Raw genomic sequence first — 23828 nt, forward strand, 5'->3', positions numbered from 1 at the left:
GGGCGCGCCACGTCCCGCAGTGCCAGGGCGACATCGCCACAATTGCGGCTTCGGCTTTAAGCGGCCCGCAACTCGGACAGGAGTTGCTGGGTAGTATGCCCCAATGCGGTCACGCGCGTGACGATCAGGTTGGTGGCATCGGCGACTTCGGCGGTCAATAAGCGCGTCCGCTCCGCCCGCCGCGCGGTATCGGCCACATCGTTATACAGGCTTTCGGTTCCATCGGCGGGTTCGTCGGCCGACAGACCGATCAAGGCGGCGACGCGCTGTTGTTCGATCACCGCAGCGGTCACTGTATCGGCTATGCCCGCGACCTCATCGACATGGCCGATCACCGCAGACACGCTATCGACCGCGCTGGCGACGCGCTCCTGAATGGCTGCCACTCGTCGTGCAATATCGCCCGTTGCGCGCTGGGTTTGCCCGGCCAGGGACTTTACCTCCGACGCGACGACCGCAAATCCGCTTCCGGTCGCGCCGGCACGCGCAGCCTCGATCGCGGCATTCAGCGCCAGCAAATTGGTTTGCCGTGCAATCTCCTCGATCAACGCGACGATGTCGCCGATCCCCTGCGCATCTGCGACAAGCGCACGGAATGCCGCCTGGGTGCCCGTTGATCGGTCTGCAGCGGCCATGGCCAGCGCGACCTGCGCTTCGACCTGCGTTCCGACCTTGCCGACAGAATCGCCAAGCTGTGCTGCGGTCTCGCGCATCATCTGTCCCGCCTGTTCGATCCGGTGGGCGACCTCGGCCGTGCGACCCGCCGCATCGGCATCCGCGACGCTGATCGACGCTAGCGACATCGTTGAATGCTGCGCCGTTTCAGCGGCTGCTCCCAGCGCCGTGACCGCGTCCGCCACTGTCCGTTCAAATTGGGTGGCCAGAGCCGTCATCTCCTGCCGACGATGCTCGACGGCAAGGCTGGTCGCGCGCGCCTGAGCATCACTTTCGCTGACCATCAGCTGCAACCGCGCTGTCTCCGCCTGCAATGCCAGGCGCTCATGCTCGCGGGTCACCGCGATGAGATCGTCATGCGACCGGATTGCGTCGGACGATGCGCGCGACATCGCCAGGATGCTCCGCGCAAACAGCGCAATGAAAACCGTCAGCGCCAGCAGCACCTCTAATGGAGCTTCCGCGATCAGGAACATGTCGACCACGGACATCACCAACCATCCGGCCATGAAGCCCAGGCTCGCCTTGGGCACGGTCGCCACATTAAGGGGGCCGATACATCCAACGCCGACCAGTGTGCAGGATATCAGCAATTCCCAATCGGTTGGCGCCTCGTAGATCGCCGCACCCAGCAATATTCCCCACAGCAGCGCAGTAACGAAGCTGACCCAAGTCAGCCGTTTCACGCTCTGCGTGGGATCGGGATAGTGCCAGCCTGCGCGTCGCTCACGACGCCACGCCAGAAAATTGCAGATAGAAAATGCGATCAACAATGTGGCCGCAACCACCACCTGCCATCGATGCCCGGTGTCGGGGACCGCAATGGCCAGCAGGAGCGCAACGGTGATGGTCCCGACAAATGTTGCGGCATAGCCCTCACGCGCGGCCCGCAATTGCCCCTCGATCACATGATCAGGCATGGGCGCCGCCTTACGAACCCGTGAAAGGAATCGTGGCGTCCCAATAGCAAATAAGCGAAAGTTAGTTGCTGCCATGCGATATAGTACTACAAATAGGCTCAAAATCTGGTTAATTTTGTAGCGGGGGCCGGAAATAGCTCATCTCTATCTATAGGAATTTTTTGCGGCGCTTCTGCGCCGAACCAGACATTCCCATTCTCGACCGCCCATGGTCTGACAATCACCCACCCGGCATTCTGGCGTCGGGCAATGGCCAGTCCGCGACCAGCCACTCGTGCCCCCTGTCCTACACACCGCCTCCCATGCCATGCTCCCCGTCATGCCCAACGCTCCCAACCTTCTCCGCTTCACCCCGGTCCCGCTTCAGCGCCGTGCGCGCGGATGGACGCCTGATGCGCAGGCGGCGTTTATCGCCGCGCTGGCCCAGTGCGGCATTGTCGCGCATGCGGCGCGCAGCGTGGGCTGTTCGCCGCGATCGGCCTATCATCTGCGTGCGCGGCCCGGCGCGGACAGTTTCGCCGCGGCGTGGGACTGGGCGATCGAAATGGGGCTGGATGCCGCGCGGGATCGCGCGATGGCGCTGATCCATGACGCCGCGCCGCGACCGCTTTTTCGGGGTAGGCGGGAGGTCGGCTATCGCACCGGGCCGGACCATCGCATCATGTTCGCGGCGCTGCGGTCGCTGGCGGGCGACGTCGAAGGGCTGCGCGCGCATATGCCCCATCGTGTGCGGATCGACCAGCGCGAGCAGACGGAACAGGTACGCAGCGATTTGTTATGATCTGTCGCCAGTAGGAAATATCATGTCGCATTTGCCGGGAAATATGCGAAGTTAAGCGGCAACTATCCTATCTCGGAGCGCTTGCATGACTGCCACTCGCCGCGATTTCCTCGTCGCTGGTTCCTCCGCCTTCGCCCTGACTGCGCTGCCCGCCTGCGCTGCCGACACCCTTGCATCCGGCCCGGACGCCCGCGCCGAAGCGACCCTTTCCGCCATGGCCGAAGCGATGCTGGTCGATGCGCCCGAAAGCGCCAGCGGCCTTGGCATCGACACTGGCCCGCGCGCCGCGCTCAAGCATCGGCTCGGCAATAAAAGCCCGGCGGGCCAGGCGCAGATCGCCGCCCATGTGACCGACCGCCTGAGCAAGCTCCGCGCCATCGACCTTGCCCCGCTCTCCCCCGTCACCCGCACCAATGTAGAGGTCGCCCGCGCCGCGCACGAACTGGCGACGGAAGGGTTCGCCTTCCCCTTTGGCGACATGGCGATCATGAACAGCAACTGGTCCTACCGCAACGCGCCCTATGCCGTTGCGCAGAATACCGGCAGTTTTGTCGAGACCCCCGATTTCCTCGACAGCAACCACGCCATCACCAGCCCCGCCGACGCCGACGCCTATCTCGACCGGCTCACCGCCTATGCCGCCAATCTGGCCGGCGAAACGCAGCGATTGCGCCATGACGCGGGCATCGGCGTCAGCGCCCCCGCCTTCCTGCTCGACAAGAGCATTGCCCAGATGGAGGCGGTGCGCGCCCTGCCGCTCGACCAGTGGGTGCCGGTCGCCTCCATCGTCCGCCGCACCGCGTCGATGCCGGGCGACTATGGGGCAAGAGCGCTTCAGATCGTGCGGGACAAGGTCGCCCCGGCGCTCGCCGCCCAGGTCGCCGAACTCAAGCGCCAGCGCGCCACCGCCACCATGGACGCGGGCGTGTGGAAACTGCCCGAAGGGGAGGCCTATTATGCCTGGGCGCTCAAAGCCGGGACCACGACCACCATGTCGCCCGAAGAGGTGCACCAACTGGGGCTGGAGCAACTGGCCGCCCTCCAATCGGACATGGACGGGCTGCTCAAGGGGCTGGGCATGACCCGCGGCACCGTGGGCGAACGCATGACCGCGATGGGCAAAGACCCGCGCTATCTCTTCCCCAATGACGATACGGGACGCGCGCAGATATTGGCCTATATCGATGGTCGCCTGACCGACATCCGCACCCGCCTGCCCCGCGCCTTCGCCACGCTGGTCCCCGCCAAACTGGTGGTCAAGCGCGTGCCGGTGGAGATAGAGGCGGGCGCGCCCGGCGCCTATGCCGGGGCCGGATCGATCGACGGGACGACGCCCGGCAACTATTATATCAACCTGCGCGACACCAGCATCTGGCCGCGCTACGGCCTGCCGACGCTCACCTATCATGAAGGCATACCGGGCCATATCTGGCAGGGCGAATATACCTACAAACTGCCGCTGATCCGGTCGCTGCTGGCCTTCAACGCCTATAGCGAGGGCTGGGCGCTCTACGCCGAGCAACTGGGCGACGAACTGGGCGCCTATGACGGCGATGTCGCCGGGCGGCTGGGCTATCTCCAGTCGATCGCCTATCGCTGCTGCCGTCTGGTGGTGGACACTGGCCTCCACGCCAAACGCTGGACCCGCGACAGGGCGATCCACTGGTTCGCCACCACCAACGGATCGACGGTCGAGGATGTCCAGGCCGAAGTCGACCGCTACTGCGCCTGGCCGGGGCAGGCCTGCGGCTACAAGGTCGGCCATGGCGAAATCAACCGCCTGCGCAGCATGGCCAAGGCCGCGCTGGGCGACCGCTTCGACTTCCGCCTGTTTAACGACGCCGTGGTCAAGGGCGGCGGCGTGCCCATGACCGTGCTGGCCGGCCATGTCGACGCATGGGTGGCGGAGCGGAAGCGCGGTTAGGTTCAAAAAGCAACGTGCTCCCGCGCAGGCGGGAGCCCAGTCCCGCCCTTTCCACTGGGCTCCCGCCTGCGCGGGAGCACGTTGCTTCAACCCCCTGACGAAAAAAAAGGGCCGGAGGATCGCTCCCCCGGCCCCGTCCTGTTCCGCTGCGCTCAGGCGTTACCCCACAAACGCCCGCTCGATGACGAATTGCCCCGGCGCGGCGTTGGAGCCTTCGGTAAAGCCATTCGCCTCGAACCAGGCGGCGAACTGCTTGATCATCTCCATGCTGCCGCACATCATGATCCGGTCGGTTTCGGGATCGAACTTCCCTGCGCCCGGAATCCCCTCGAACAGCGCGCCGCTCTCGACCAGCTTGTCGATCCGCGCGGTGTGGCCGTCAAACGGTTCGCGGGTCACGGTCGGCACATAATGGAACTGCGCCGGCGCCTGTTCGGACACCAGCGGATCTTCCGCCCATTTGGATTCCAGCTCCTCGCGGAACGCCAGATCGCTGACCCGGCGTACCGAATGGATCACGACGACCTGCTCGTAAAATTCATACACGTCCGGGTCGCGCGACAGGCTCAAGAACGGGGCCAGGCCCGTGCCGGTCGACAGCATGAACAGCCGCTTGCCCGGCAGCAGCGCATCGGTCACCAGCGTGCCGGTCGGCTTGCGGCCCAGATAGATCTGGTCGCCCGGTTCGATCAGCTGGAGCTTGCTGGTCAGCGGGCCATCCTCGACCTTGATCGACAGGAATTCCAGTTCCTCGTCCCATGACGGGCTGGCGACCGAATAGGCGCGCAGCAGCGGCTTGCCATTTTCGCCCTTCAGGCCGATCATCACAAACTCGCCGGAACGGAAGCGGAAGCTTGCCGGGCGGGTGATGCGGAAGCTGAACAGATGCTCGTTCCAGTGCCGCACCGACAGCACCGTTTCCACGCTCAGCGCGCCGGTGGGTTCCAATTGCGGCTTTTCGATCGTCACGTCGGTCAAGACCTTCTTCCTTGCCATCTATGCGCGCGGGCCGGGCGGGCCGCACCTGTTGCGTATCGTTCGCAACAACTGATATCTGACGCGAATGGAGCCATCGCCCCATGAAGGCAAGGCGAAAAAAACTTGGGGGGTCGATAGCTGCCCCCTGCAGCGGTCGGGCTGTTCAGCCAAACAGACCCTTGGCCAGGCCACCCAGTTCATTGAGCGGATTGCCGTCGCCATCGCGATCGAACATCCCGCCCAGCTTGCCCAATATCGCTTCGGGGCCACCGAACTGGGCGAGCAATTCCTGCAACTTGTCCGCCGACACGCCATGTTCCGCCGCGGTTTCGGCGAGCGCCGCCACGCTGGTTTCACCGGACCCGATCTTGCCGCTGATCTCGCTCATCAGCCCCTGCATCTGTTCGGGCGTCAGACCGATCTGCGCCGCGATCGCTTCCAGACCGCCCACCTTGCCGATTAGATCGTCGAACATGCCCATCATCGTCACTCCTGCTTCGCACCGGCAGCTACCATAGCATCGTTACGCAGGTGCAAAAAGAAAAAGGGCCGGAAGGATCGCTCCCCCGGCCCCGATTTGCGCGAATGCGTCCGATCAGGCGGCAGCGACCAGCGCCGCGCTGCGTACGCCTTCGTCCACATGATCCTCGAACTGCGCGAAATTGTCGACGAACTGCTTGACCAGCACGGCGGCGGTTTCGTCATAGGCATTGGCGTCCGCCCACATCGCGCGCGGGTCCAGGATGGTCGAATCGACACCAGCGACCGCCACCGGCACGTCGAAGCCGAAATTGGGATCGGTGCGGAATTCGGCCTGGTTAAGGCTGCCGTCGAGCGCGGCGTTGAGCAGCGCGCGGGTCACCTTGATCGGCATCCGCTTGATCCCCGGCATCGTCGCCTTGCCACCGGCCCAGCCGGTATTGACCAGCCAGCAGGTGACCCCGCCCTTGTTGATCCGTTCCTTCAGCAGATTGCCATAGACGCTGGGATGACGCGGCATGAACGGCGCGCCAAAGCAGGTGGAGAAGGTCGCGGTCGGCTCGGTCACGCCGATCTCGGTCCCCGCAACGCGCGCGGTATAGCCCGACAGGAAATGATACATCGCCTGTTCCGGGGTCAGCCGCGCGATCGGCGGCAGCACGCCATAGGCGTCGGCGGTCAGGAAGATGATATTCTTGGGCACCGGACCCAGATTCTTTTCCGACGTGTTGGGGATGAAGTCGATCGGGTAGGAACCGCGGCTGTTTTCCGCCAGGCTATTGTCGTCCAGGTCGATTTCGCGAGTCTCCTCGTTAATCACGACATTTTCCAGCACCGTGCCGAAACGCTTGGTGGTGGCGAAAATCTCCGGCTCGGCCTCGGCCGACAGGTTGATCATCTTGGCGTAGCAGCCGCCTTCGAAATTGAACACGGCGGTGTCCGACCAGCCATGCTCGTCATCGCCGATCAGCGTGCGGCTGGCGTCCGCCGACAGGGTGGTCTTGCCCGTGCCGGACAGGCCGAAGAACACAGCCGTGTCGCCGTTCGGGCCGATATTGGCCGAACAGTGCATCGGCATCACGCCCTTGACCGGCAGCAGATAGTTGAGGATGCCGAACACCGACTTCTTCATTTCACCGGCATAGGCGGTGCCGCCAATCAGGATCAGCTTTTCGGTGAAGTTGACGGCAACGACGGTTTCGCTGCGGCAGCCATGACGCGCCGGATCGGCCTTGAACGTGGGCAGGTCGATGATCGTATATTCGGGCGCAAAGCCCGCCAGTTCATCGGCCGTGGGACGCACCAGCAGGGTGCGGATGAACAGGTTGTGCCAGGCGCGCTCGTTGATGACGCGCACATTGACGCGATGTTCGGGCTGCGAACCGCCGAACAGGTCGGCGACATAGAGCGTGTCCTTTTCGCCCAGCGCCTTGAAGAAATCCGCCTTGAGCGCGGCGAAATGTTCCGGAGTCATGCCGCGATTGGTCTCGCCCCACCACACCGTCGATTCGGTTTCGGCATCGCGGACGATGAACTTGTCCTTGGCGCTGCGGCCGGTATGCTTGCCGGTCTTGACGACCAGCGGGCCGTCCTTCGACAATATGCCTTCGCCGTTGCGGATCGCCGCCTCGACCAGAGGCGCGGTGCCGAGATTCCAGAACTGGACGGCATTGGTCGTAATGCCCTGGTTGGCCAGGGTGATTGAGGATTTGGCCTGCACGCCTTTGCTCCTGATGTAATAATTCCGTGTCACAAACATTCTGTATATTCGCGACCGGTCCGCCCCTCAGCGCCGCTATCTTGCGGGCGGCGTCATTCTTGCAGACATTGGCGGCATACGGCTTTGCGTAGGGTGCGTCAAATCCCTGTGTTCAGGCGTTTGTCCCGAATAGCGACTGTCCTGCCGCATGATCGGCCGACCCCGCCTTCCTTGCAGCGCGCGCTGGCATCGTCTAACGCTCTTTCCGCCCCCGCCACGCATGTTTCTGACCACACATATTTCTGGGATGCCGCATGACAGCAACCATCGCCCTGGTGGATGACGACAAGAATATCCTGACGTCCGTGTCGATCGCGCTCCAGACCGAAGGCTTCATGACGCGGGTCTATTCCGACCCGGAAGGCGCGCTGAAGGCGTTGCTCGACAATCCCGCCGATCTGGCGGTGTTCGACATCAAGATGCCGCGCATGGATGGCCTTGAACTGCTGCGCCGCCTGCGGGAAAAAAGCCCGATGCCGGTCATTTTCCTGACGTCCAAGGCGGATGAGCTGGATGAGGCGCTGGGGCTGGCGATGGGGGCGGACGACTATATCTCCAAACCCTTTTCCCAACGGCTGCTGATCGCGCGCATCCGCGCGATCCTGCGCCGCGCCGAAGTCAGCCGGACGCCCGAAACCCCCGACCAGCCGGTCGCCGACCCGATCATTCGCGGGCGGCTGGAAATGGACCCCGCCCGCCATCGGGTGAAATGGAACGGTCAGGACGTGACGCTGACTGTCACCGAATTCCTCATCCTCGAAACGCTGGCCACCCGCCCCGGCGTGGTCAAGAACCGCAACCAGTTGATGGACGCCGCCTATCAGGACGACGTCTATGTCGACGATCGCACCATCGACAGCCATATCAAGCGGCTGCGGCGCAAATTCCGCGAGGTAGATTCCGATTTCAACGCAATCGACACACTCTATGGCGCCGGATATCGCTTCTCCGAAGAGTGACGGCCTGGGTGCTGATGGCCTGCGCTGGTCCGGGCGGATCAGCCTCACGCCGCGCATCCTGGCCGTCAACGTCTTTGCGCTGGCGCTGCTGGCGGGGGGATTTTTCTATCTCGACAGCTATCGCACGCGCATCGTCGACGCGCGGCTGGAACAGTCGGCGCGGGAACTGCAATTGCTGGCGATCGGGCTGGAAAGCGTCCCGCCCGAACGCCAGCGTCAGCTGATCGCCGCCTATGCCCGCCAGACCGGCGACCGGGTGCGCCGCTACGCGCCCGACGGCCATCGCCTGTCCGACAGTTTCGCCATGGACGCGCCGCGCTATCGCCTGCGCCAGCCGTCGGAAGAGGACTGGCAGCGCCATGTCGCCCGCTTCCTTGACAAGGCGATGGACCGGGTCGTGTCGGCGGACCGGCCGCCCGACTTCGTCGAACCCGCCGTCGATCGCGCGGACGCCTGGCCCGAAGTGCAGATAGCGCGCAAGACCGGGCGGCCGCAGGCGGTCAACCGCTATGCTCCCGACCGAACCTTCGTGATCTCCGCCGCCGTGGCGATGCGCGACGGCACCAGCCTGTTCGCGACCGAAAATGCCCGCGACATCACCCGCACCGTCCGCGCGGAGCGGCTGCGCCTCGGCATGGTGCTGGCCGTCGCCGTGCTGGCGTCGGTCCTGCTCTCGCTGTTCCTGGCGCGCACCATCGTGCTCCCGCTCCAGCGCCTCGCCCGCGCCGCCGTGCGCGTGCGGCTGGGCCGCGCGCGGCAGGTGACCGTGCCGCGCCTGCCCGAACGGCGCGACGAAATTGGCATGCTCGCCCGCGCCCTGTCGGACATGAGCCAGGCGCTGCGCCAGCGGATCGACGCGACCGATGCCTTTGCCGCCGATGTCAGCCATGAACTGAAAAACCCCATCGCCTCGCTGCGCTCCGCCCTCGACGCGCTCGAACGGGTCGACCGGCCGGACCTGCGCGCGCAGTTGATGGCGATCGCGCAGGACGATGTCCGCCGTCTCGACCGGCTGGTCACCGACATTGCCGAAGCCTCCCGCGTCGATGCCGAACTGTCCCGCACCCGGTTCGAGCCGGTGGACCTTGGCCAGCTCATCGAAAGGATCGTCGGCGCGCATGAGGCGCGCGGCGTGCCCCGCGGCGTGCGGCTTGCCTTCGCCCGCCCGCGCAAGAATGTCGCGGTGGTGCTGGGCGAGGAACAGCGGCTGGTGCGCGTGCTGGAAAATCTGATCGACAACGCCATTTCCTTCTCGCCGGACGGCGGACTGGTTCAGGTGGTCGCGACCGTCGCCGACGATCAGGTGCTTGTCAGCGTCGAGGATGAAGGACCGGGCGTCCCCGAATCGGAGCGCGAGCATGTCTTCCGCCGCTTCCACAGCGTCCGCCCCGAAGGCGAAAGTTTCGGCAAGCATTCTGGCCTCGGCCTCGCCATCGCCCGCTCGATCATCGACGGTCATCAGGGCCGCATCAGCATCGCCGACCGTCAGGACGCCCAGAGCGGCGCCTGCTTCATCCTGCACCTGCCGATGGCGGTGGCGCGCGATCCGGGAATGGTATCGGAATGATCACGATCGCCCCGCCATGGCGGTTGGCGACAGGCCGTTAGCGGGCTAGGGTGGCGGCCCATCATGTCGACCGTCCCCATCCCCCGTCGGCGCGTCCACCGCCTCGCCCTTGCTGCGCTGCCCGGCCTGCTTGCGATGGTGGGCGGCTGTTCGGCCGACAGCAACGATCCCGTCGTCGTCAGCGTCGTGGGCGATCGCGAAGATTTCGCCAAACCCTTGCAGCGTCTGCCCGATCCGGGCGCCAAGCTGTTTCTGGACGCGACCGCGCAGGGGCTGGTCGCCTTCGACGCCAGCGGCGACATATTGCCCGCACTCGCCCAGCGCTGGATCGTGGAGGATGACGGGCGCAGCTATATTTTCCGCCTGCGCCGCGCCTTCTGGGCCAATGGCGCGCGGGTCACCGCACCCGACGTGGCGCGGATGCTGATGGCACGGATCGAATCGCTGCGCCGCTTCGACCCGGACGGACCGCTCGACGCGGTGCAGGCCGTGATCCCGATGACCGGCGAAGTGATCGAGATCCGCCTTGCGACGGCCCGCCCCTATATCCTCCAGATGCTGGCCCAGCCGCAAATGGCCATCGTCTCGCGCGACGGGGGCACTGGCCCCTATCGCCGCAAGACATGGGGCAAGGCGATAATCCTGACCCCGATCGACCGGCTGAGCGACGAAGACGATGCCGAAGACACGCCGGTCCCGGCGTGGCAGACGCGCGTGCTGCGCGCCGAACGCGCCGCCCTTGCCATCGTGCGCTTCCGCGAAGGGCAGGCCGCTCTGGTGCTGGGGGGGCGACTGGCCGATTTGCCGCTGCTGGTCCCCGCCGGGGTCGATCGCGATGCCGTGCGGGCCGATCCGGTGCAGGGGCTGCTGGGGCTGGCCGTGACGGGCCGGGGCAGCCTGCTCGACGATGACGGCATACGCGCGGCGATCAACATGGCGATCGACCGCAGCCAGATCCCTGCCCTGCTGCCGATCGGCGGCTGGGCCACCAGCAACCGCATCGTCCCCGACCAGCTCGATCTTGGCCGCGCGCCGACCGATCCGGACTGGGCCGCCCTGTCGCTGGAGGACCGGCGCGGCCGGGCGAGCGCTGCCGTTGCCGTCTGGCGCGACGATCATGGCGACCCGCCGCCGTTGCGCATCGCCCTGCCGCAGGGGCCGGGCGCGACTTTGCTGTTCGGCCTGCTGCGACGCGATCTGGACGCCATCGGCCTGCCGGTGCGGCGCGTCTCCATGACCAGCGATGCGGAACTGCGGCTGATCGACGAAGTCGCCGCCTATGACAGCGCGCTCTGGTATCTGGGCCGGGTCGGCTGCGCCCGCAAAATCCATTGCAGCGACGCCGCCGATGCCCAGCTTCAGGCCGCCAGCCTTGCCAGCAAGCCGGAGGACCGCGCCGCCCGCATCGCGGAGGCCGAAGCGCTGATGGTCGCGCATAACGGCTATATCCCGCTTGGCACACCGATCCGCTGGTCGCTCGTGTCGAAGCGGCTCAACGGTTTCCAGCCATCCCCCCGCGCGCGCCACCCATTGAACCATCTGTTCCGACGCACCAACTAGGGCAGGCAACAGGAGACGCCTTGCCCATGCCGATTTCGCCCGACTCCGCAAATGGCGCCGCCAGCGCCATTCCGGGCCTTGGCCGCGACCCCGCCTCGGTGCGCCGCCGTATCGAAGCGATGGAGGCGGTGCTGGAGCGCCTGTTCGTCGTCCCCGGCATCAATCGCCCCGTCGGTATCGACAGCATCGTCGGGCTGGTGCCGGTTATCGGCGATCTGGCGACCGCATCCATGGGCATGTGGATGGTCTGGGAAGCGCGCAATCTGGGCATGTCGAAATGGCAGATCACCCGCATGTCGGCCAATGTCGGGGTCGATACGCTGCTGGGCGCCATTCCCTTGGTCGGCGATCTGTTCGACTTCGCGTTCCGCTCAAACACCCGCAACCTGCGCATCATCCGCAAGCATCTGGACAAGCACCACCCCTCGACCGCGACGATCGATGGCTAGTGGATTGAGTTTTGACATTTGAATCCCCTGGCGGCTGGGATGCGTCTGCAAATGTCAAAATCGGACCACTAGGAACTATAGCGGCGCGATCCGCAGCCGGCTCGTGAGCGGCGCGCCGCCCTGATGCGCCGGGCAGCGGGTAAACTCCATCGCCCGGTCCATGCACAGCCACACCTCGCTCAGCCAGTTGCCCCGCGTCGTCGTGACCCGCAGCATATCGGGCTTCAGCCCCCGGTTGGCGCGCGCAAAGGCCTGCGCAAACTGCCCGACGGTCAGGGACTTGCTCCGCGCCAGCGCCCCCATGTCGGGGTAGCGGATCGACTGGTACAACGCCCGCGACCGGTTGAAATAGCGCTCCGGCCTTGTCGTCATGCAGGTACCATGCTTAGCCCATTCATGCTGGATCAGCTGGACCGACGGCGTCGCGCACAGATTCTGCCGGATCACTTGCCGGGGCACCAGATTGGCGGCGCGGCAATATTGCGGCCATTCCTTGCCAAAGCCGTCCGGCCACAACCCATGCAGGGTGAAGCCGAAACGGCCATGTCGGCCATCACACTGAAGCGCGCTCCCCTTGCCCCGCGCGGCCGAACAATATTGCGGCGACCAGCTGAGCGCCAGCGTATAGCTGCCGATCGGCAGGATGCGCTTGGGCTCCTTGGCGGTCGGCCCCTCCAGATCGGGCCGGGCGATCTGCGCGGGCGGGCTGCACTGGGCCGATTGCGCCAGCGCCGTCCCCGGCATCGCGATCAGCGCCACCAGCGCCAGCCCTTTAAGCATAAGCGAAATCCAGCCCGATGTCCGCCGCCGGGGCCGACTGGGTCAGCCGCCCGACGCTGATATAGGTGACGCCCGTGTCCGCCCTTGCCCGGATCGTCTCCAGCGTCACCCCGCCCGATGCCTCGGTCGGCACGCGCCCGCCGACCAGCGCCGTCGCCTGCCGCAGCGTCGCCGCATCCATATTGTCGAGCAGCAAATGCGTGGCCCCGGCGGCCAGCGCCGGTTCGATCTGGTCGATCCGGTCGACCTCTACGATGATGCTGGCAACCCCGGCATCCACCGCGCGGCGCACCGCTTCCTCGACCGATCCGGCGACCGCGACATGATTGTCCTTGATCATCGCCGCGTCCCACAATCCCATGCGGTGATTGGTCGCCCCGCCCATCCGCGTCGCATATTTCTCAAGGACACGCAGCCCCGGAATGGTCTTGCGCGTATCCAGCAGTGTCGCGCCAGTTCCATCGATCGCATCGACATAGGCGCGCGTCATCGTCGCGATACCGCTCAGATGCTGGACCGTATTGAGCGCCGATCGCTCCGCCGTCAGCATCGCACGCGCCTTCCCGCGAATCCGCATGATGTCGGTCCCCGCCGCCACCCGGTCACCATCCTGATGCAGCAGTTCAATCACCACATCAGGATCGAGCGCCCGGAAGAAAGCGGCTGCGACCGGCAGACCCGCCAGCGTCACCGCGTCCCGCGTGTCCATCACCCCATCGAACATCGCATCGGCGGGGATCACAGCCTCGCTGGTGACGTCCCGGCCATCCGGCCCCAGATCCTCGGCCAGCGTGGAAGCGACGAAAGCGTCAAGGTCGAAACGGGGGAGGGAGAAGATCATGGCTTATCGCGCCCCCAAATCCCCCTGCCCCACCGTGCCGCTGGCCATTTCCAGCATCCGATCGAGGCTCTTCTTCGCGCCCAACCGCAGCGTTTCGTCCATCTCGATGCGCGGCTGGAGGTCGCGCAGCGCGAGGTACAGCTTCTCCATCGTGTTGAGCGCCATATAGGGGCAGATATTGCAGTTGCAGTTGCCGTCCGCGCCCGGTGCGCCGATGAAGCGCTTTTGCGGCACCGCCTTTTCCATCTGGTGGATGATGTGCGGTTCGGTCGCAACGATCAGCGTGTCGCCCGGCATCGTCTTGGCAAAGTCCAATATGCCGCTGGTCGACCCGACATAATCGGCATGATCGACGATATAGGGCGGACATTCGGGGTGCGCGGCGATCGGCGCGTCGGGATGCTGGGCTTTGAGCTTCAGCAATTCGGTCTCGCTGAACGCCTCATGCACGATGCACACGCCCGGCCACAGCAGCATGTCGCGGCCCAGCTTGCGCTTCAGATAACCGCCCAGATGCTTGTCGGGGCCGAAGATGATCTTCTGGTCCTTGGGGATCTGCGCCAGTATCTTTTCGGCGGACGAAGAAGTCACGATGATGTCGGACAGCGCCTTCACCTCGGTCGAACAGTTGATGTAGCTCAGCGCAATATGGTCGGGATGCGCTTCGCGGAACGCCTTGAACTGGGCGGGCGGGCAGCTGTCCTCCAGGCTGCAACCGGCATCCATGTCGGGCAGCACGACGATCTTGTCGGGCGACAGGATCTTGGCCGTCTCCGCCATGAAGCGCACGCCGCAGAAGGCGATGACGTCCGCGTCCGTCTCCGCCGCCTTGCGCGACAGTTCCAGCGAGTCGCCGACAAAGTCCGACAGGTCCTGAATTTCCGGGCTTTGATAATAGTGACCCAGGATCACCGCGTTGCGCTCCTTGCGCAGCCGCTCAATCTCTGCGCGCAGGTCGGTACCCTGCGGAATGCCGGTAAAAGCGTTCATGTCCCTAAAACTCCTCGGTCCTTGACGAGCGCCCTAGCGCTGCGCTCGCTTGTTGGCCAGCACCTCGTTGATCGGCGTGGTCACATCCCACCGCTCGCCATTGCGGCCCCTGCGCTCGGGCGGGAAGGTGACGATCACCCGCGCATCGCCATAGCCCGCCGCGCTGAGCGGCGCGGCCATCAACTTGCCGATCGCCGCGCGGCCATATTCACGCGCCTGCGCCATCCGTTCGGGCGAGCGCGCGGTTGCCAGCGCGCGGCTTTGCGCATGGGCGGACACGCGGCGGCTCAGCGCCTCACTCGCCTGCCGGGTCACGAACAGGCCATTGGTCTGCACCAGCGTACGGCGGCTCTCATCGACATTGGGCTTGCCCGCCATCACGTCGGGCGCGTTGACGATCAGCGTGCGAGTCTGCCCGTCCCATTCCAGATCGTCCGCGCCCAATCCGCTAACATCGACGAAATAGTCGACCGAGAAAGGCATTTTGACGACCTGGTCGGACTTGAGCAGGCCAAAGCCGCGCACATCCTGCGCGCTGCTCTGGATCGTGCCGTTAAGTTCGGACACTTTCAGGCTGCTGACCCCGGCGATCTTCGCGGCGATCACCTTGGTGACGGCAGACCCGTCCTCCTCCACCGCCACGACATAGTCGCGGTCATAGCGCTGCCAGCCGATCCACATCGCCATGCCGACGAACAGCAGCAGTAGTCCGGCCACAAACGGCCCGGCATAGCGTTTCAGCGCATCTGCCACAGATCGTCCGCCGCCATGACCAGCCCCCGCTGATGCAGGTCGATCAGATGCGCCAGCACCGATCGCCCGGCGGCCGGGTGCAGGCGCGGATCGACGCCCTTGTACATTTCGGCCACCATGTCGGGGATCAAGCTGTCGCCATTGCGCTCCAGAAAGCGCAAAATCTGGCCCTCGCGCTGCTTGCGATGGCCGATCATGCCCCGCACCAGCCGCTGCGGATTGTCGATCGGCTCGCCATGGGCGGGATAATAGATAATGTCCTGACGCTCCAGCAACCGCTGCATCGACCGCATATAATCGGCCATGTCGCCATCGGGCGGCGAAATGACACTGGTGGACCAGCCCATCACATGGTCGCCGGTAAACAGCGCCTGTTCCTCGACCAGGGCGAAGCAAAGGTGGTTGGACGTATGCCCCGGCGTCGCCACCGCCTCCAATGTCCATCCCTCGCCGGCCAGCCGTTCGCCGTCCGCCAGTATCCGGTCGGGACGATAGGCCGCGTCGAACGCCGCATCGGCGCGCGGCCCGTCATCGTCCAGCGTCAGCGGCGCGCAGCCGATCACCGGCGCGCCGGTCATGGCGTGCAGCGGCTGGGCAGCCGGGCTATGATCGCGATGGGTATGGGTGCAGACGATCGCCACCACCGGCCGCCCGGCAATGGCGGCGGTGAGCGCCGTCAGATGATCCGCCTCGTCCGGGCCGGGATCGATCACCGCCACGTCGCTCGATCCGACCACATAGGTCTGCGTGCCGGTGAAGGTGAAGGGCGACGGATTGGGCGCCAGCACGCGGGCCACCATCGGCGACAGGGGCATCGCCACGCCCGTCGGCAGGTCGGTCAGATCAAAAGGGGGTGCCATGCTTCCCATGTGCCCATTTCCCGCCGGATTTCAAGGCCACGCCTGTCCTATCGCTCCGCTTGGCCCTATGCTGCCGCCACTAGTCTGCCATTTCATCGAACCCGGCCCATGCCGGACCGGGCAATCCCAACCCTTCTTCCTGGCTCAAAAATTAGGCGAACATGCGCTGTGCAAAGCCGACCCTGGAAAATCCTCCCCTGCAAGGGGAGGGGGACCGCCGCGAAGCGGTGGTGGAGAGGCGTCGCCCTATCGAGAGCGCGATCCCCCTTCATCTGGCCTCCGGTCAACCACCACACCACTCCCGGATTTGCAACGGGCTCAGCCGTCACAAAATGTCCCAACCTTGTTCTTTTATGTCGCATTTGCCGGGAAATATGCGAAGTTAAGCCCGCCATTTCCTATTTCCCGCGCCTGCCCTAGACTGCCCTCATGCCCTCCCCCGACCTTATCGAACGCTGGCGTCATCATCTCAGCCTCGACCGGCGGCGATCGACCCATACGGTGCGCGCCTATGTCGCAACCGCCGAGCGGCTGGTCGCCTTTCTGGAGGCGCATCATGGCGAGCAAGTTACCGCTGCGCTGCTGGCGCAGATCAGCCAGGCGGACCTGCGCGCCTTCCTCACCGCGCGGCGGATGGAGGGTATCGGCAATCTGTCAGCGGCGCGGGAACTGTCCGCCGTGCGCGGTTTCCTGCGCTTCATCGGGGGTGAGGACGCCCGCGTGCCCCTATTGAAAGGCCCCCGCACCAAGCGCGGACTGCCCCGCCCCGTCTCCCCCGATGAAGCGGTCGCGCTGGCGCAGGACATTGCCGAAGGCGCACGCGAAGCCTGGATCGGCGCGCGCGACTGGGCGGTGCTGATGCTGCTCTATGGCGCGGGACTGCGGATCGGCGAGGCCATGGGCCTTACCGGCGCGGCGCTGCCGCTCGGCGAAACCCTGCGCGTCACGGGCAAGCGGGGCAAGATGCGCGTCGTCCCGCTGCTGCCACAGGTCCGCGCGGCGATCGACGCCTATGTGGCGCTCTGCCCCTATCCCATGACCCGCGACGAGATGCTGTTTCGCGGCGCCCGCGGCGGCCCGCTCTCCCCCGCCCTCATCCGCCGCGCGGTACAGGGCGCGCGCGGACGGCTCGGCCTCTCGGACCGCACCACCCCCCATGCGCTGCGCCACAGCTTCGCCACCCATCTGCTGGGGCGCGGCGCGGACCTGCGCAGTTTGCAGGAACTGCTCGGCCATGCCAGCCTGTCCTCCACCCAGGTCTATACCCAGGTCGATGCCGCGCACCTGATGGACGTCTACCGCAACGCCCACCCGCGCGCCTAACCCTTTGGCCGCCAGGTCGCCAGCCGCCACAGATAGAGGATCACCGCACCCACCACGCACAGGGTAGCGGCGGGGCCGATATATTTGTCGATCTGGCTGAAGTTCCTGCCCAGCACGAATCCGGCATAGGCCAGGATGATGTTCCAGATCAGCGCCCCGCCCGCTGTCCACGCCAGGAATTTCACATGCCCCATGCGGAACAGCCCGGCGGGCAACGATATCATCGTCCGCAGCGCTGGCATGAAGCGGAACACGAAGACGACGATCTGGCCATATTTGCCGAACAGTCGGTCCAGCGCCTCGACATCGCGCCATTCCAGCGTCGCCCAGCGGCCATAACGATCGACCAGCGGCTTCAACCGGCCAAAGCCCAGCACGTGGCCGACCAGATACCAGAAATAATTGCCGACCGTGGTGCCGATGGTGCCGGCCAGCAGCAGCCATTCCATCGCCATCCGCCCCTGACCCACGCGAATGCCGCCAATGCCCATGATCAGTTCCGACGGGATCGGCGGAAAGACATTCTCCAGCACCATCAGGACGAAAATGCCCCAATAGCCGCCCGCGTCGATCAGGCGGAGCACCCAGTCGGTCATGTCACGATGCCCGAATGAAGGATGATATTCTTCTTCCGTTCGCCCTGAGCGAAGTCGAAGGGTTTGACCGACCGGAGGGAGGTCACTTCGCTTCGCACAGCAGAGGGCTTCGACAGGCTCAGCCCGAACGGATCTGGAGACAAAAACTCGCTCAAGCCGCCGCCCGTGCCGCCAGCCGCGCGTCGATCGCGTCCCAGATCATCCCGCCCGTATCGGTGCCGTCAAAGGCATCGATCGACACGATCCCGGTGGGCGATGTCACGTTGATTTCGGTCAGCCACTCGCCGCCAATCACATCGATGCCCACGAACAGCAGGCCGCGCGCCTTGAGTTCCGGTCCCATCGCGTCGCAGATTTCCCGTTCCCTGTCGGTCAGCACGGTCTTGGCCGCCGATCCGCCAACCGCCAGGTTGGACCGGATTTCGCCCGCACCCGGAATCCGGTTGACCGCGCCCGCGACTTCGCCGTCGATCAGGACGATACGCTTGTCGCCTTGCGCGACACCGGGGATGAAGGCCTGAACCATGAACGGCTCAACCCATGACGCCTTGAATATTTCCACCAGCGAAGAGAGGTTCGCGCCATTCTTGCCGACATGGAAAACGGCGACGCCGCCATTGCCATAGAGTGGCTTGACGACGATCTCGCCATGCTGGGCCAGGAAGCTGCGCACTTCGGCCAGGTCACGGGTGATCATGGTCGGCGGCATGAAGCGGGCATAGTCCAGCACGAACAGCTTTTCGGGCGCATTGCGGACACTGGCCGGATCGTTGACCACCAATGTTTCTTCCTGCACCCGCTCCAGCAAATGGGTGGCGGTGATGTAGCTCAGGTCAAAGGGCGGGTCCTGCCGCATCAGCACGACATCGACATCACGCCCCAGGTCCAGCATTTCCGGCTCACCAAAAGCGAAATGGTCGCCTTCCACCTTCTGCACATTCACTGGCCGCGCCTTCGCCAGCACCCGGCCGTCGCGATAGGTCAGGTCGGTCGCCAGATAATGGTAGAGCCTGTGTCCCCGCGCCTGCCCGGCCAGCATGATGTGAAAGGTCGAATCGCCCGCGATCTTGATGCCCTCCATCGGGTCCATCTGGACGGCGACGGTCAGGGGGTTCAGTTGCGTCATCTTCATTCCTTTTCCGTTCGCCCTGAGCGACGTCGAAGGGCTCCGCCGAGCGTTAGCGAGGTGCTTTGCCTTCGCTGGCGCTCAGGCGAGGGCTTCGACTTCGCTCAGCCCGAACGGTTTTGGGGGGAGAGGCACATCACCCCCCATGCCAGACATTGGCCAGATGGCGTGGCGCACGGCCCGGCGCAAGGAGGATGACGTCGATTCGCATATCGTCCCCCGCTTTGGCCAGATCATGCCACAGAATTTCCGCCGCCGCCGCGACCCGGCGCAACCGCCGCTCGTCGATCGCCAGGTCCAGTTCCGCCGCCGTGGCGCGAGCCTTGACCTCCACAAAGGCGAGCATCGCGCCCTTGCGCGCGACCAGATCGCCCTCCCCCGCTGGCGTCCGCATCCGCCGTCCGACAATCTGCCAGCCCTTCAGCCGCAGCCACCAGGCGGCGATCCGCTCGGCCTGACGTCCGCGTCGCTCGGCCGCTTCCCGCTTCACCCCTTCAATTCCGTCGCCCGGTCATACAGGGTGCGCCGGTCCAGCCCCAGTTTCTTCGCGACCTCGCCCGCCGCCTTCGACACCGACAGCCGGGTCAGCGCCTCCAGCAGGGCCGCGTCCGCATCCTCGGCGCTGGCCGGCGCAGCCTCGCCGGGCGGGCCGACCGTCACCACAATCTCGCCCTTGGGCGGCGCGTCGGCGTAGCGGGCGGACAGTTCGCTCAACGTGCCGCAGGCCGTTTCCTCGAAGGCCTTGCTGATTTCCCGACTGACCGCCGCGTCCCGGTCGCCCAGATGCGCGGCCATGGCGGACAGGCTTTCCGACAGGCGCGGGCCGCTTTCATAGAAGACCAGGGTCGCCCGCAGCCCCGCCACCTCGTCCAGCGCATCGCCGCGCGCCTTGGCCTTGCTGGGCAGGAAGCCCATGAACAGGAAACGGTCGGTCGGCAGGCCCGACAGCGTCAGCGCCGCGATCGCCGCGCTGGGACCGGGCAGGGTCGTGATCCGCCGTCCCGCCGCCCGCGCATCGCGCACCAGCTTGTAGCCCGGATCGGAAATGAGCGGCGTTCCCGCGTCCGACAGCAGGGCGACCGATTCGCCCGCCATCCGGTCAACCAGCCTTTGCCGCACATTTTCGCCGCTATGGTCATGATAGGGGATCATCGGTCGGTCCGAACCGGCATGGCGCAACAGCCGCGCGCTCACCCGCGTATCCTCCACGGCGACGACATCGGCCAGCCGCAGCACCTCCGCCGCGCGCGGGGTAAGGTCACCAAGGTTGCCGATCGGCCCAGCGACGATATAAAGCCCAGGTTCAAGACCCGATGATTGTGTTTCCATAAGGACGCCAGATGACAGAGACGGATGCCTCCCGGCAAGCGGACTTGTTCGCTTCTTTGAAACGCGGCACGCGCATTGTGCTTGCCGCGGGCACGCTGCTGCTCGCCGCCTGTCAGTCGATCGTGCCCAAGGGACCGGCCCCCGTCACCCCGACCGGCCCGACAGGCCCGACCGGCCCTGATGTGACCCAGGGTCTGCCGACCGACACGCTGCGCCACCGCGTCGCGCTGCTGGTACCGATGAGCGGCCCCAATGCCGCCGTGGGCCAGTCGATCGCCAACGCGACCACATTGGCGCTGATGGACACCCGGACCGACAAGATCCGCATCACCACCTATGACACCGCGCCCGGCGCCGCAGCCGCGGCGAACCGCGCCCTGGCCGAGGGCAACCGCCTGATCCTTGGCCCCCTGCTGGCGGAGGACGCCCGCATCGTGGGGCCGATCGCCGCGCGCACCAATGTCCCGGTGATCAGCTTTTCCAACGACGCCAGCGTCGCGGGCAATGGCGTCTATATCATGGGTTACAACCCCAACCAGTCGATCGAGCGGGTCGTGGGTTTCGCCCATGACAAGGGGCTGTCGCAGTTCGCCGCGCTCATTCCGCGCGGCACCTATGGCGAACGCGCCGGCAATGCGCTGCTGCGCGCAGTCGAACAGGCGGGCGGCACCGTCGTGTCGATGCAGACGTTCGATCGTAGCCCCGGCTCGATCACTGCAGCGGTGAAGAAATTGCAGGCCTCGTCCAGCTATGACGCCTTGCTGATCGCCGACAGCGGCAAGGTCGCGATCCAGATTGCCCCGATCGTGCGCAAGAATGGCGGCGCGACCGCCCGCCTGCTCGGCACGGAATTGTGGAATACAGAAGGCACGCTGGCGGCTAGCCCGGTGCTGCGCGGCGCATGGTTCGCCAGCGTGTCGGACACGCTCTATCGCCAGCTCGCGAACAAATATCGCGCCCGCTACGGCACGGCGCCCTTCCGCCTGTCCTCGCTCGGCTATGATTCGGTCCTGCTGACCGTGCGGATCGCGCAGGACTGGAAGCCCGGCAGCCCCTTCCCCACCACCCGCCTGCGCGATTCGGGCGGCTTTTCGGGCATTGACGGCGCGTTCCGCTTTGGCCGCAACGGCGTCGCCGAACGTGCGCTGGAAGTGTCGGAAGTGGGGGCTGGTGCAGTCACGGTCATCGCGCCTGCTCCCCGCAGCTTCGCGGAATGAAATCATCCTCCCCTGCAAGGGGAGGTGGCAGGGCGTAGCCCTGACGGAGGGGTGTCACCCTATCGATAGCGGGACACCCCTCCACCACCAGCTTCGATGGTTGAATGGAGTCACGTGCCTCCATTCAACCCCCTCCCCTTGCAGGGGAGGATTTTAGATGCGCCCGGTCGGCAGGATCAAGGGCCAGCCATTGCCCGGATCGATGCAGGCGGTGATGCCATAGACATCGGCCAGCGCCTGCGTCGTCAGCACCTCCATCGGCGCGCCGTCGGCGACCAGCGCGCCGCCATCCATCAGCAGCAGCCGGTCGCACCAGCGCGCGGCCATGCTCAGGTCATGCAGCACCGTCACCACCAGCGCGCCGCTGCGCGCCTCGTCGCGCAGCAGGTTCATGACGTCGATCTGATGGCCAGGATCCAGCGCCGCCAGCGGCTCGTCGGCGATCAGCCCGCGCGCCCCGACCGCCAGCGCCCGCGCCAGCAACACCCGCGCCCGCTCCCCACCCGACAATTCGGTCGCGATCCGTCCTTTCAGGTGCAGCACATCGGCCCGCGCCATCGCTGCCTCTACCGCTGCCTCGTCTGCGTCGGACAGGCGGGACAGCGGCCCCAGATGCGGCAGCCGCCCCAGCGCCACCAGCCGATCGACGCTGAGCGGCCAGTGCAACGTCTGACCCTGCGGCAGATAGGCGATGGCGCGCGCTATCGCCCCCCGGTCGATCCGCGCCACATCCTGCCCGTCGATCAGCACCCGGCCCGCGCGCGGCTTCGCAAGGCCCAGCATCGCCCGGATCAGCGTGGACTTGCCCGCGCCATTGGGACCGATGATGCCGACCAGCTGGCCCGGCTCCAGCGTCACCGCGACATCGCGCACCGCCACATGACGGCCAAGCCGGACGGACAGCCCTTCTACCGCCAGGCTCACCATAGCCGTCGCTCCCGCATCAGGTGGATCAGGAACACCGGCACGCCCAGCATCGCGGTGACGACCCCCAGCTTCAGTTCATTGACCGACGGGATCAGTCGCACGCCAATATCCGCCAGCGTCAGCAGCACCGCGCCGCCCAGCAGTGACGGCCATAGCACCGCCGATGGCGACCGATCGGTCAGCGGGCGGACGATATGCGGGACGATCAGGCCGACAAAGCCGATCGCGCCGGACACCGCCACCGCGCCGCCCAGGCCGATCGCGACGCCCAGCATCATGCGCAACCGCGCGGCATTAAGGTTCACGCCCAGCGCCTGCGCGCCTTCCTCCCCCAATGTCAGCGCGTCCAGCGTCCGCCCGTCCGCCAGCAGCAGCGCCGCGCCGATCGCGATGCAGGGCAAGGCGACCAGGACATGCACATAGCTGCGGTTTTCCAGACTGCCCATCAGCCAGGTCATGATCTCCATCGCGGCAAAGGGGTTGGGCGACAGGTTGAGCGACAGGCTGATGCCCGCGCCCGCCAGCGTCGCGACCGCGATCCCCGCCAGGATCAGGGTCAGCGGGCTTTCCGATGGACCGGCCAGCAGGAACAGCCCGGCAATGGCGACAAGCGCGGTGGTGATGGCGAGCAGCGGCAGGACCAGCGGGTGCAACGCGCTGAGGCCGAAATAGAGCGCGCAGACCGCGCCCAGCGCCGCTGCGTTGGACGCGCCCAGCACGGACGGTTCGGCCAGCGGGTTGCGCAGATAGCCCTGCAACGCCGCGCCCGACAGGCCCAGCATCGCGCCCACCAGCAGGCCCAGCAGCATGCGCGGCAGGCGCAGGTCGATGATGATCGCACGGGCAACCGCATCGCCGCCGCCGGTCAGCACCGCCCATATCCGCGCCGGGCTGATCGCGACGGCCCCCAGCATCACCGATCCCATCGCCGCGCCGACCAGCAGGATCAGCAGCGCGGGGACGAGCAAGGGGTGGCGGCGGGCCGTCATGAGTGCTCCCCTTGGCGGTTGGCAAAGCGCCATGTTCCTGCGAAG

At 65.9% G+C, this 23828-nt stretch carries 23 protein-coding genes; 8 read left to right on the forward strand and 15 right to left on the reverse strand.

Translation table 11 applies throughout. The features are described from left to right. Positions 1 to 56 precede the first annotated feature (56 nt). Positions 57 to 1595, reverse strand: a complete 1539-nt coding sequence (locus tag FE851_RS12880) for a methyl-accepting chemotaxis protein (RefSeq protein ID WP_186378813.1) — start codon at positions 1593 to 1595, stop codon at positions 57 to 59. 319 nt (positions 1596 to 1914) lie between these two features. On the opposite strand from FE851_RS12880, the gene FE851_RS12885 reads away from it, so the two are divergent. Both FE851_RS12885 and FE851_RS12890 read left to right on the forward strand, forming a co-directional pair. After that, positions 1915 to 2376 carry a hypothetical protein gene (locus FE851_RS12885; RefSeq protein WP_145202941.1) on the forward strand — a complete coding sequence of 154 codons (462 nt, stop codon included), beginning with the start codon at positions 1915 to 1917 and terminating at the stop codon, positions 2374 to 2376. Positions 2377 to 2461: 85 nt separating this feature from the next. Then, positions 2462 to 4300 carry a DUF885 domain-containing protein gene (locus FE851_RS12890; protein WP_145202944.1) on the forward strand — a complete coding sequence of 613 codons (1839 nt, stop codon included), beginning with the start codon at positions 2462 to 2464 and terminating at the stop codon, positions 4298 to 4300. A 159-nt stretch (positions 4301 to 4459) separates the two neighbouring features. Here the strand turns inward: FE851_RS12890 and FE851_RS12895 are convergent, their stop codons facing one another. The 3 genes from FE851_RS12895 to FE851_RS12905 form a co-directional block, all read right to left on the reverse strand. After that, the gene (locus tag FE851_RS12895; protein WP_107123329.1) at positions 4460 to 5278 is read right to left on the reverse strand and encodes a ferredoxin--NADP reductase; all 819 of its coding nucleotides are present in this window, start codon (positions 5276 to 5278) and stop codon (positions 4460 to 4462) included. A 163-nt stretch (positions 5279 to 5441) separates the two neighbouring features. Continuing rightward, complete coding sequence (locus FE851_RS12900; protein ID WP_026002527.1) at positions 5442 to 5759, reverse strand: hypothetical protein; 318 nt, start codon at positions 5757 to 5759, stop codon at positions 5442 to 5444. A gap of 114 nt (positions 5760 to 5873) precedes the next feature. Beyond that, positions 5874 to 7478, reverse strand: a complete 1605-nt coding sequence (locus FE851_RS12905) for a phosphoenolpyruvate carboxykinase (RefSeq protein ID WP_145202947.1) — start codon at positions 7476 to 7478, stop codon at positions 5874 to 5876. A gap of 293 nt (positions 7479 to 7771) precedes the next feature. Between FE851_RS12905 and FE851_RS12910 the strand changes: the two genes are divergently transcribed. From FE851_RS12910 to FE851_RS12925, 4 genes are all read left to right on the forward strand, one after another. After that, positions 7772 to 8476: a response regulator transcription factor gene (locus FE851_RS12910; protein WP_019053050.1), complete on the forward strand. Its 705-nt coding sequence runs from the start codon at positions 7772 to 7774 to the stop codon at positions 8474 to 8476. Beyond that, positions 8445 to 10043, forward strand: a complete 1599-nt coding sequence (locus FE851_RS12915) for a sensor histidine kinase (protein ID WP_145202951.1) — start codon at positions 8445 to 8447, stop codon at positions 10041 to 10043. Before FE851_RS12910 ends, FE851_RS12915 begins: the two co-directional genes overlap by 32 nt. A 63-nt stretch (positions 10044 to 10106) precedes the next feature. After that, positions 10107 to 11603 carry an ABC transporter substrate-binding protein gene (locus FE851_RS12920; protein WP_145202954.1) on the forward strand — a complete coding sequence of 499 codons (1497 nt, stop codon included), beginning with the start codon at positions 10107 to 10109 and terminating at the stop codon, positions 11601 to 11603. Positions 11604 to 11629: 26 nt separating this feature from the next. Further along, on the forward strand, positions 11630 to 12052 hold the full coding sequence (locus FE851_RS12925; protein ID WP_145202957.1) for a DUF4112 domain-containing protein: 423 nt from the start codon (positions 11630 to 11632) through the stop codon (positions 12050 to 12052). A 75-nt stretch (positions 12053 to 12127) separates the two neighbouring features. On the opposite strand, the gene FE851_RS12930 is transcribed toward FE851_RS12925, so the two are convergent. From FE851_RS12930 to FE851_RS12950, 5 genes are read right to left on the reverse strand one after another with little or no spacing between them, the layout of a single operon-like run. Continuing rightward, positions 12128 to 12832 carry a ribonuclease T2 family protein gene (locus FE851_RS12930; RefSeq protein ID WP_145202960.1) on the reverse strand — a complete coding sequence of 235 codons (705 nt, stop codon included), beginning with the start codon at positions 12830 to 12832 and terminating at the stop codon, positions 12128 to 12130. Continuing rightward, positions 12825 to 13673 (reverse strand): carboxylating nicotinate-nucleotide diphosphorylase, encoded by an 849-nt coding sequence (gene nadC / locus FE851_RS12935; RefSeq protein WP_145202963.1) that lies wholly within the window; start codon positions 13671 to 13673, stop codon positions 12825 to 12827. Before nadC ends, FE851_RS12930 begins: the two co-directional genes overlap by 8 nt. Positions 13674 to 13676: 3 nt before the next feature. Continuing rightward, on the reverse strand, positions 13677 to 14663 hold the full coding sequence (gene nadA / locus FE851_RS12940) for a quinolinate synthase NadA (RefSeq protein WP_145202966.1): 987 nt from the start codon (positions 14661 to 14663) through the stop codon (positions 13677 to 13679). Positions 14664 to 14696: 33 nt separating this feature from the next. Next, complete coding sequence (locus tag FE851_RS12945; RefSeq protein WP_107123335.1) at positions 14697 to 15416, reverse strand: DUF4230 domain-containing protein; 720 nt, start codon at positions 15414 to 15416, stop codon at positions 14697 to 14699. Beyond that, complete coding sequence (locus tag FE851_RS12950) at positions 15401 to 16276, reverse strand: MBL fold metallo-hydrolase (protein ID WP_145202969.1); 876 nt, start codon at positions 16274 to 16276, stop codon at positions 15401 to 15403. Before FE851_RS12950 ends, FE851_RS12945 begins: the two co-directional genes overlap by 16 nt. 429 nt (positions 16277 to 16705) lie before the next feature. On the opposite strand from FE851_RS12950, the gene FE851_RS12955 reads away from it, so the two are divergent. Beyond that, a complete protein-coding gene (locus FE851_RS12955; RefSeq protein WP_107123337.1) occupies positions 16706 to 17599 on the forward strand; it encodes a tyrosine recombinase XerC in 894 nt (297 codons plus the stop codon). On the opposite strand, the gene FE851_RS12960 is transcribed toward FE851_RS12955, so the two are convergent. The 4 genes from FE851_RS12960 to rsmI all read right to left on the reverse strand — a co-directional run bounded on the left by FE851_RS12960 (position 17596) and on the right by rsmI (position 20650). Next, on the reverse strand, positions 17596 to 18195 hold the full coding sequence (locus tag FE851_RS12960; protein ID WP_017183877.1) for a DedA family protein: 600 nt from the start codon (positions 18193 to 18195) through the stop codon (positions 17596 to 17598). The two genes, FE851_RS12955 and FE851_RS12960, sit on opposite strands and share 4 nt — an antisense overlap. Positions 18196 to 18346: 151 nt before the next feature. Further along, positions 18347 to 19321 (reverse strand): glutathione synthase, encoded by a 975-nt coding sequence (gene gshB / locus FE851_RS12965; RefSeq protein ID WP_017183876.1) that lies wholly within the window; start codon positions 19319 to 19321, stop codon positions 18347 to 18349. Between the two features lie 136 nt (positions 19322 to 19457). Next, positions 19458 to 19811, reverse strand: coding sequence for a YraN family protein (locus FE851_RS12970; RefSeq protein ID WP_145202972.1), 354 nt, complete (start codon positions 19809 to 19811; stop codon positions 19458 to 19460). Beyond that, positions 19808 to 20650 carry a 16S rRNA (cytidine(1402)-2'-O)-methyltransferase gene (gene rsmI / locus FE851_RS12975; protein WP_145202976.1) on the reverse strand — a complete coding sequence of 281 codons (843 nt, stop codon included), beginning with the start codon at positions 20648 to 20650 and terminating at the stop codon, positions 19808 to 19810. The genes FE851_RS12970 and rsmI overlap by 4 nt, the downstream gene beginning before the upstream one ends. An 11-nt stretch (positions 20651 to 20661) precedes the next feature. Here rsmI and FE851_RS12980 point away from each other — a divergent pair, with 11 nt between their 5' ends. Next, positions 20662 to 21867: a penicillin-binding protein activator gene (locus tag FE851_RS12980; RefSeq protein WP_145202979.1), complete on the forward strand. Its 1206-nt coding sequence runs from the start codon at positions 20662 to 20664 to the stop codon at positions 21865 to 21867. Positions 21868 to 22020: 153 nt separating this feature from the next. On the opposite strand, the gene FE851_RS12985 is transcribed toward FE851_RS12980, so the two are convergent. Both FE851_RS12985 and FE851_RS12990 read right to left on the reverse strand, forming a co-directional pair. Then, positions 22021 to 22794, reverse strand: coding sequence for an ABC transporter ATP-binding protein (locus FE851_RS12985; protein ID WP_145202982.1), 774 nt, complete (start codon positions 22792 to 22794; stop codon positions 22021 to 22023). Beyond that, the gene (locus tag FE851_RS12990) at positions 22788 to 23783 is read right to left on the reverse strand and encodes a FecCD family ABC transporter permease (RefSeq protein WP_145202985.1); all 996 of its coding nucleotides are present in this window, start codon (positions 23781 to 23783) and stop codon (positions 22788 to 22790) included. The genes FE851_RS12985 and FE851_RS12990 overlap by 7 nt, the downstream gene beginning before the upstream one ends. Positions 23784 to 23828: the final 45 nt, after the last annotated feature.

It is taken from the genome of Sphingobium sp. B2, from assembly GCF_007693735.1.
Lineage (GTDB): Bacteria > Pseudomonadota > Alphaproteobacteria > Sphingomonadales > Sphingomonadaceae > Sphingobium > Sphingobium xenophagum.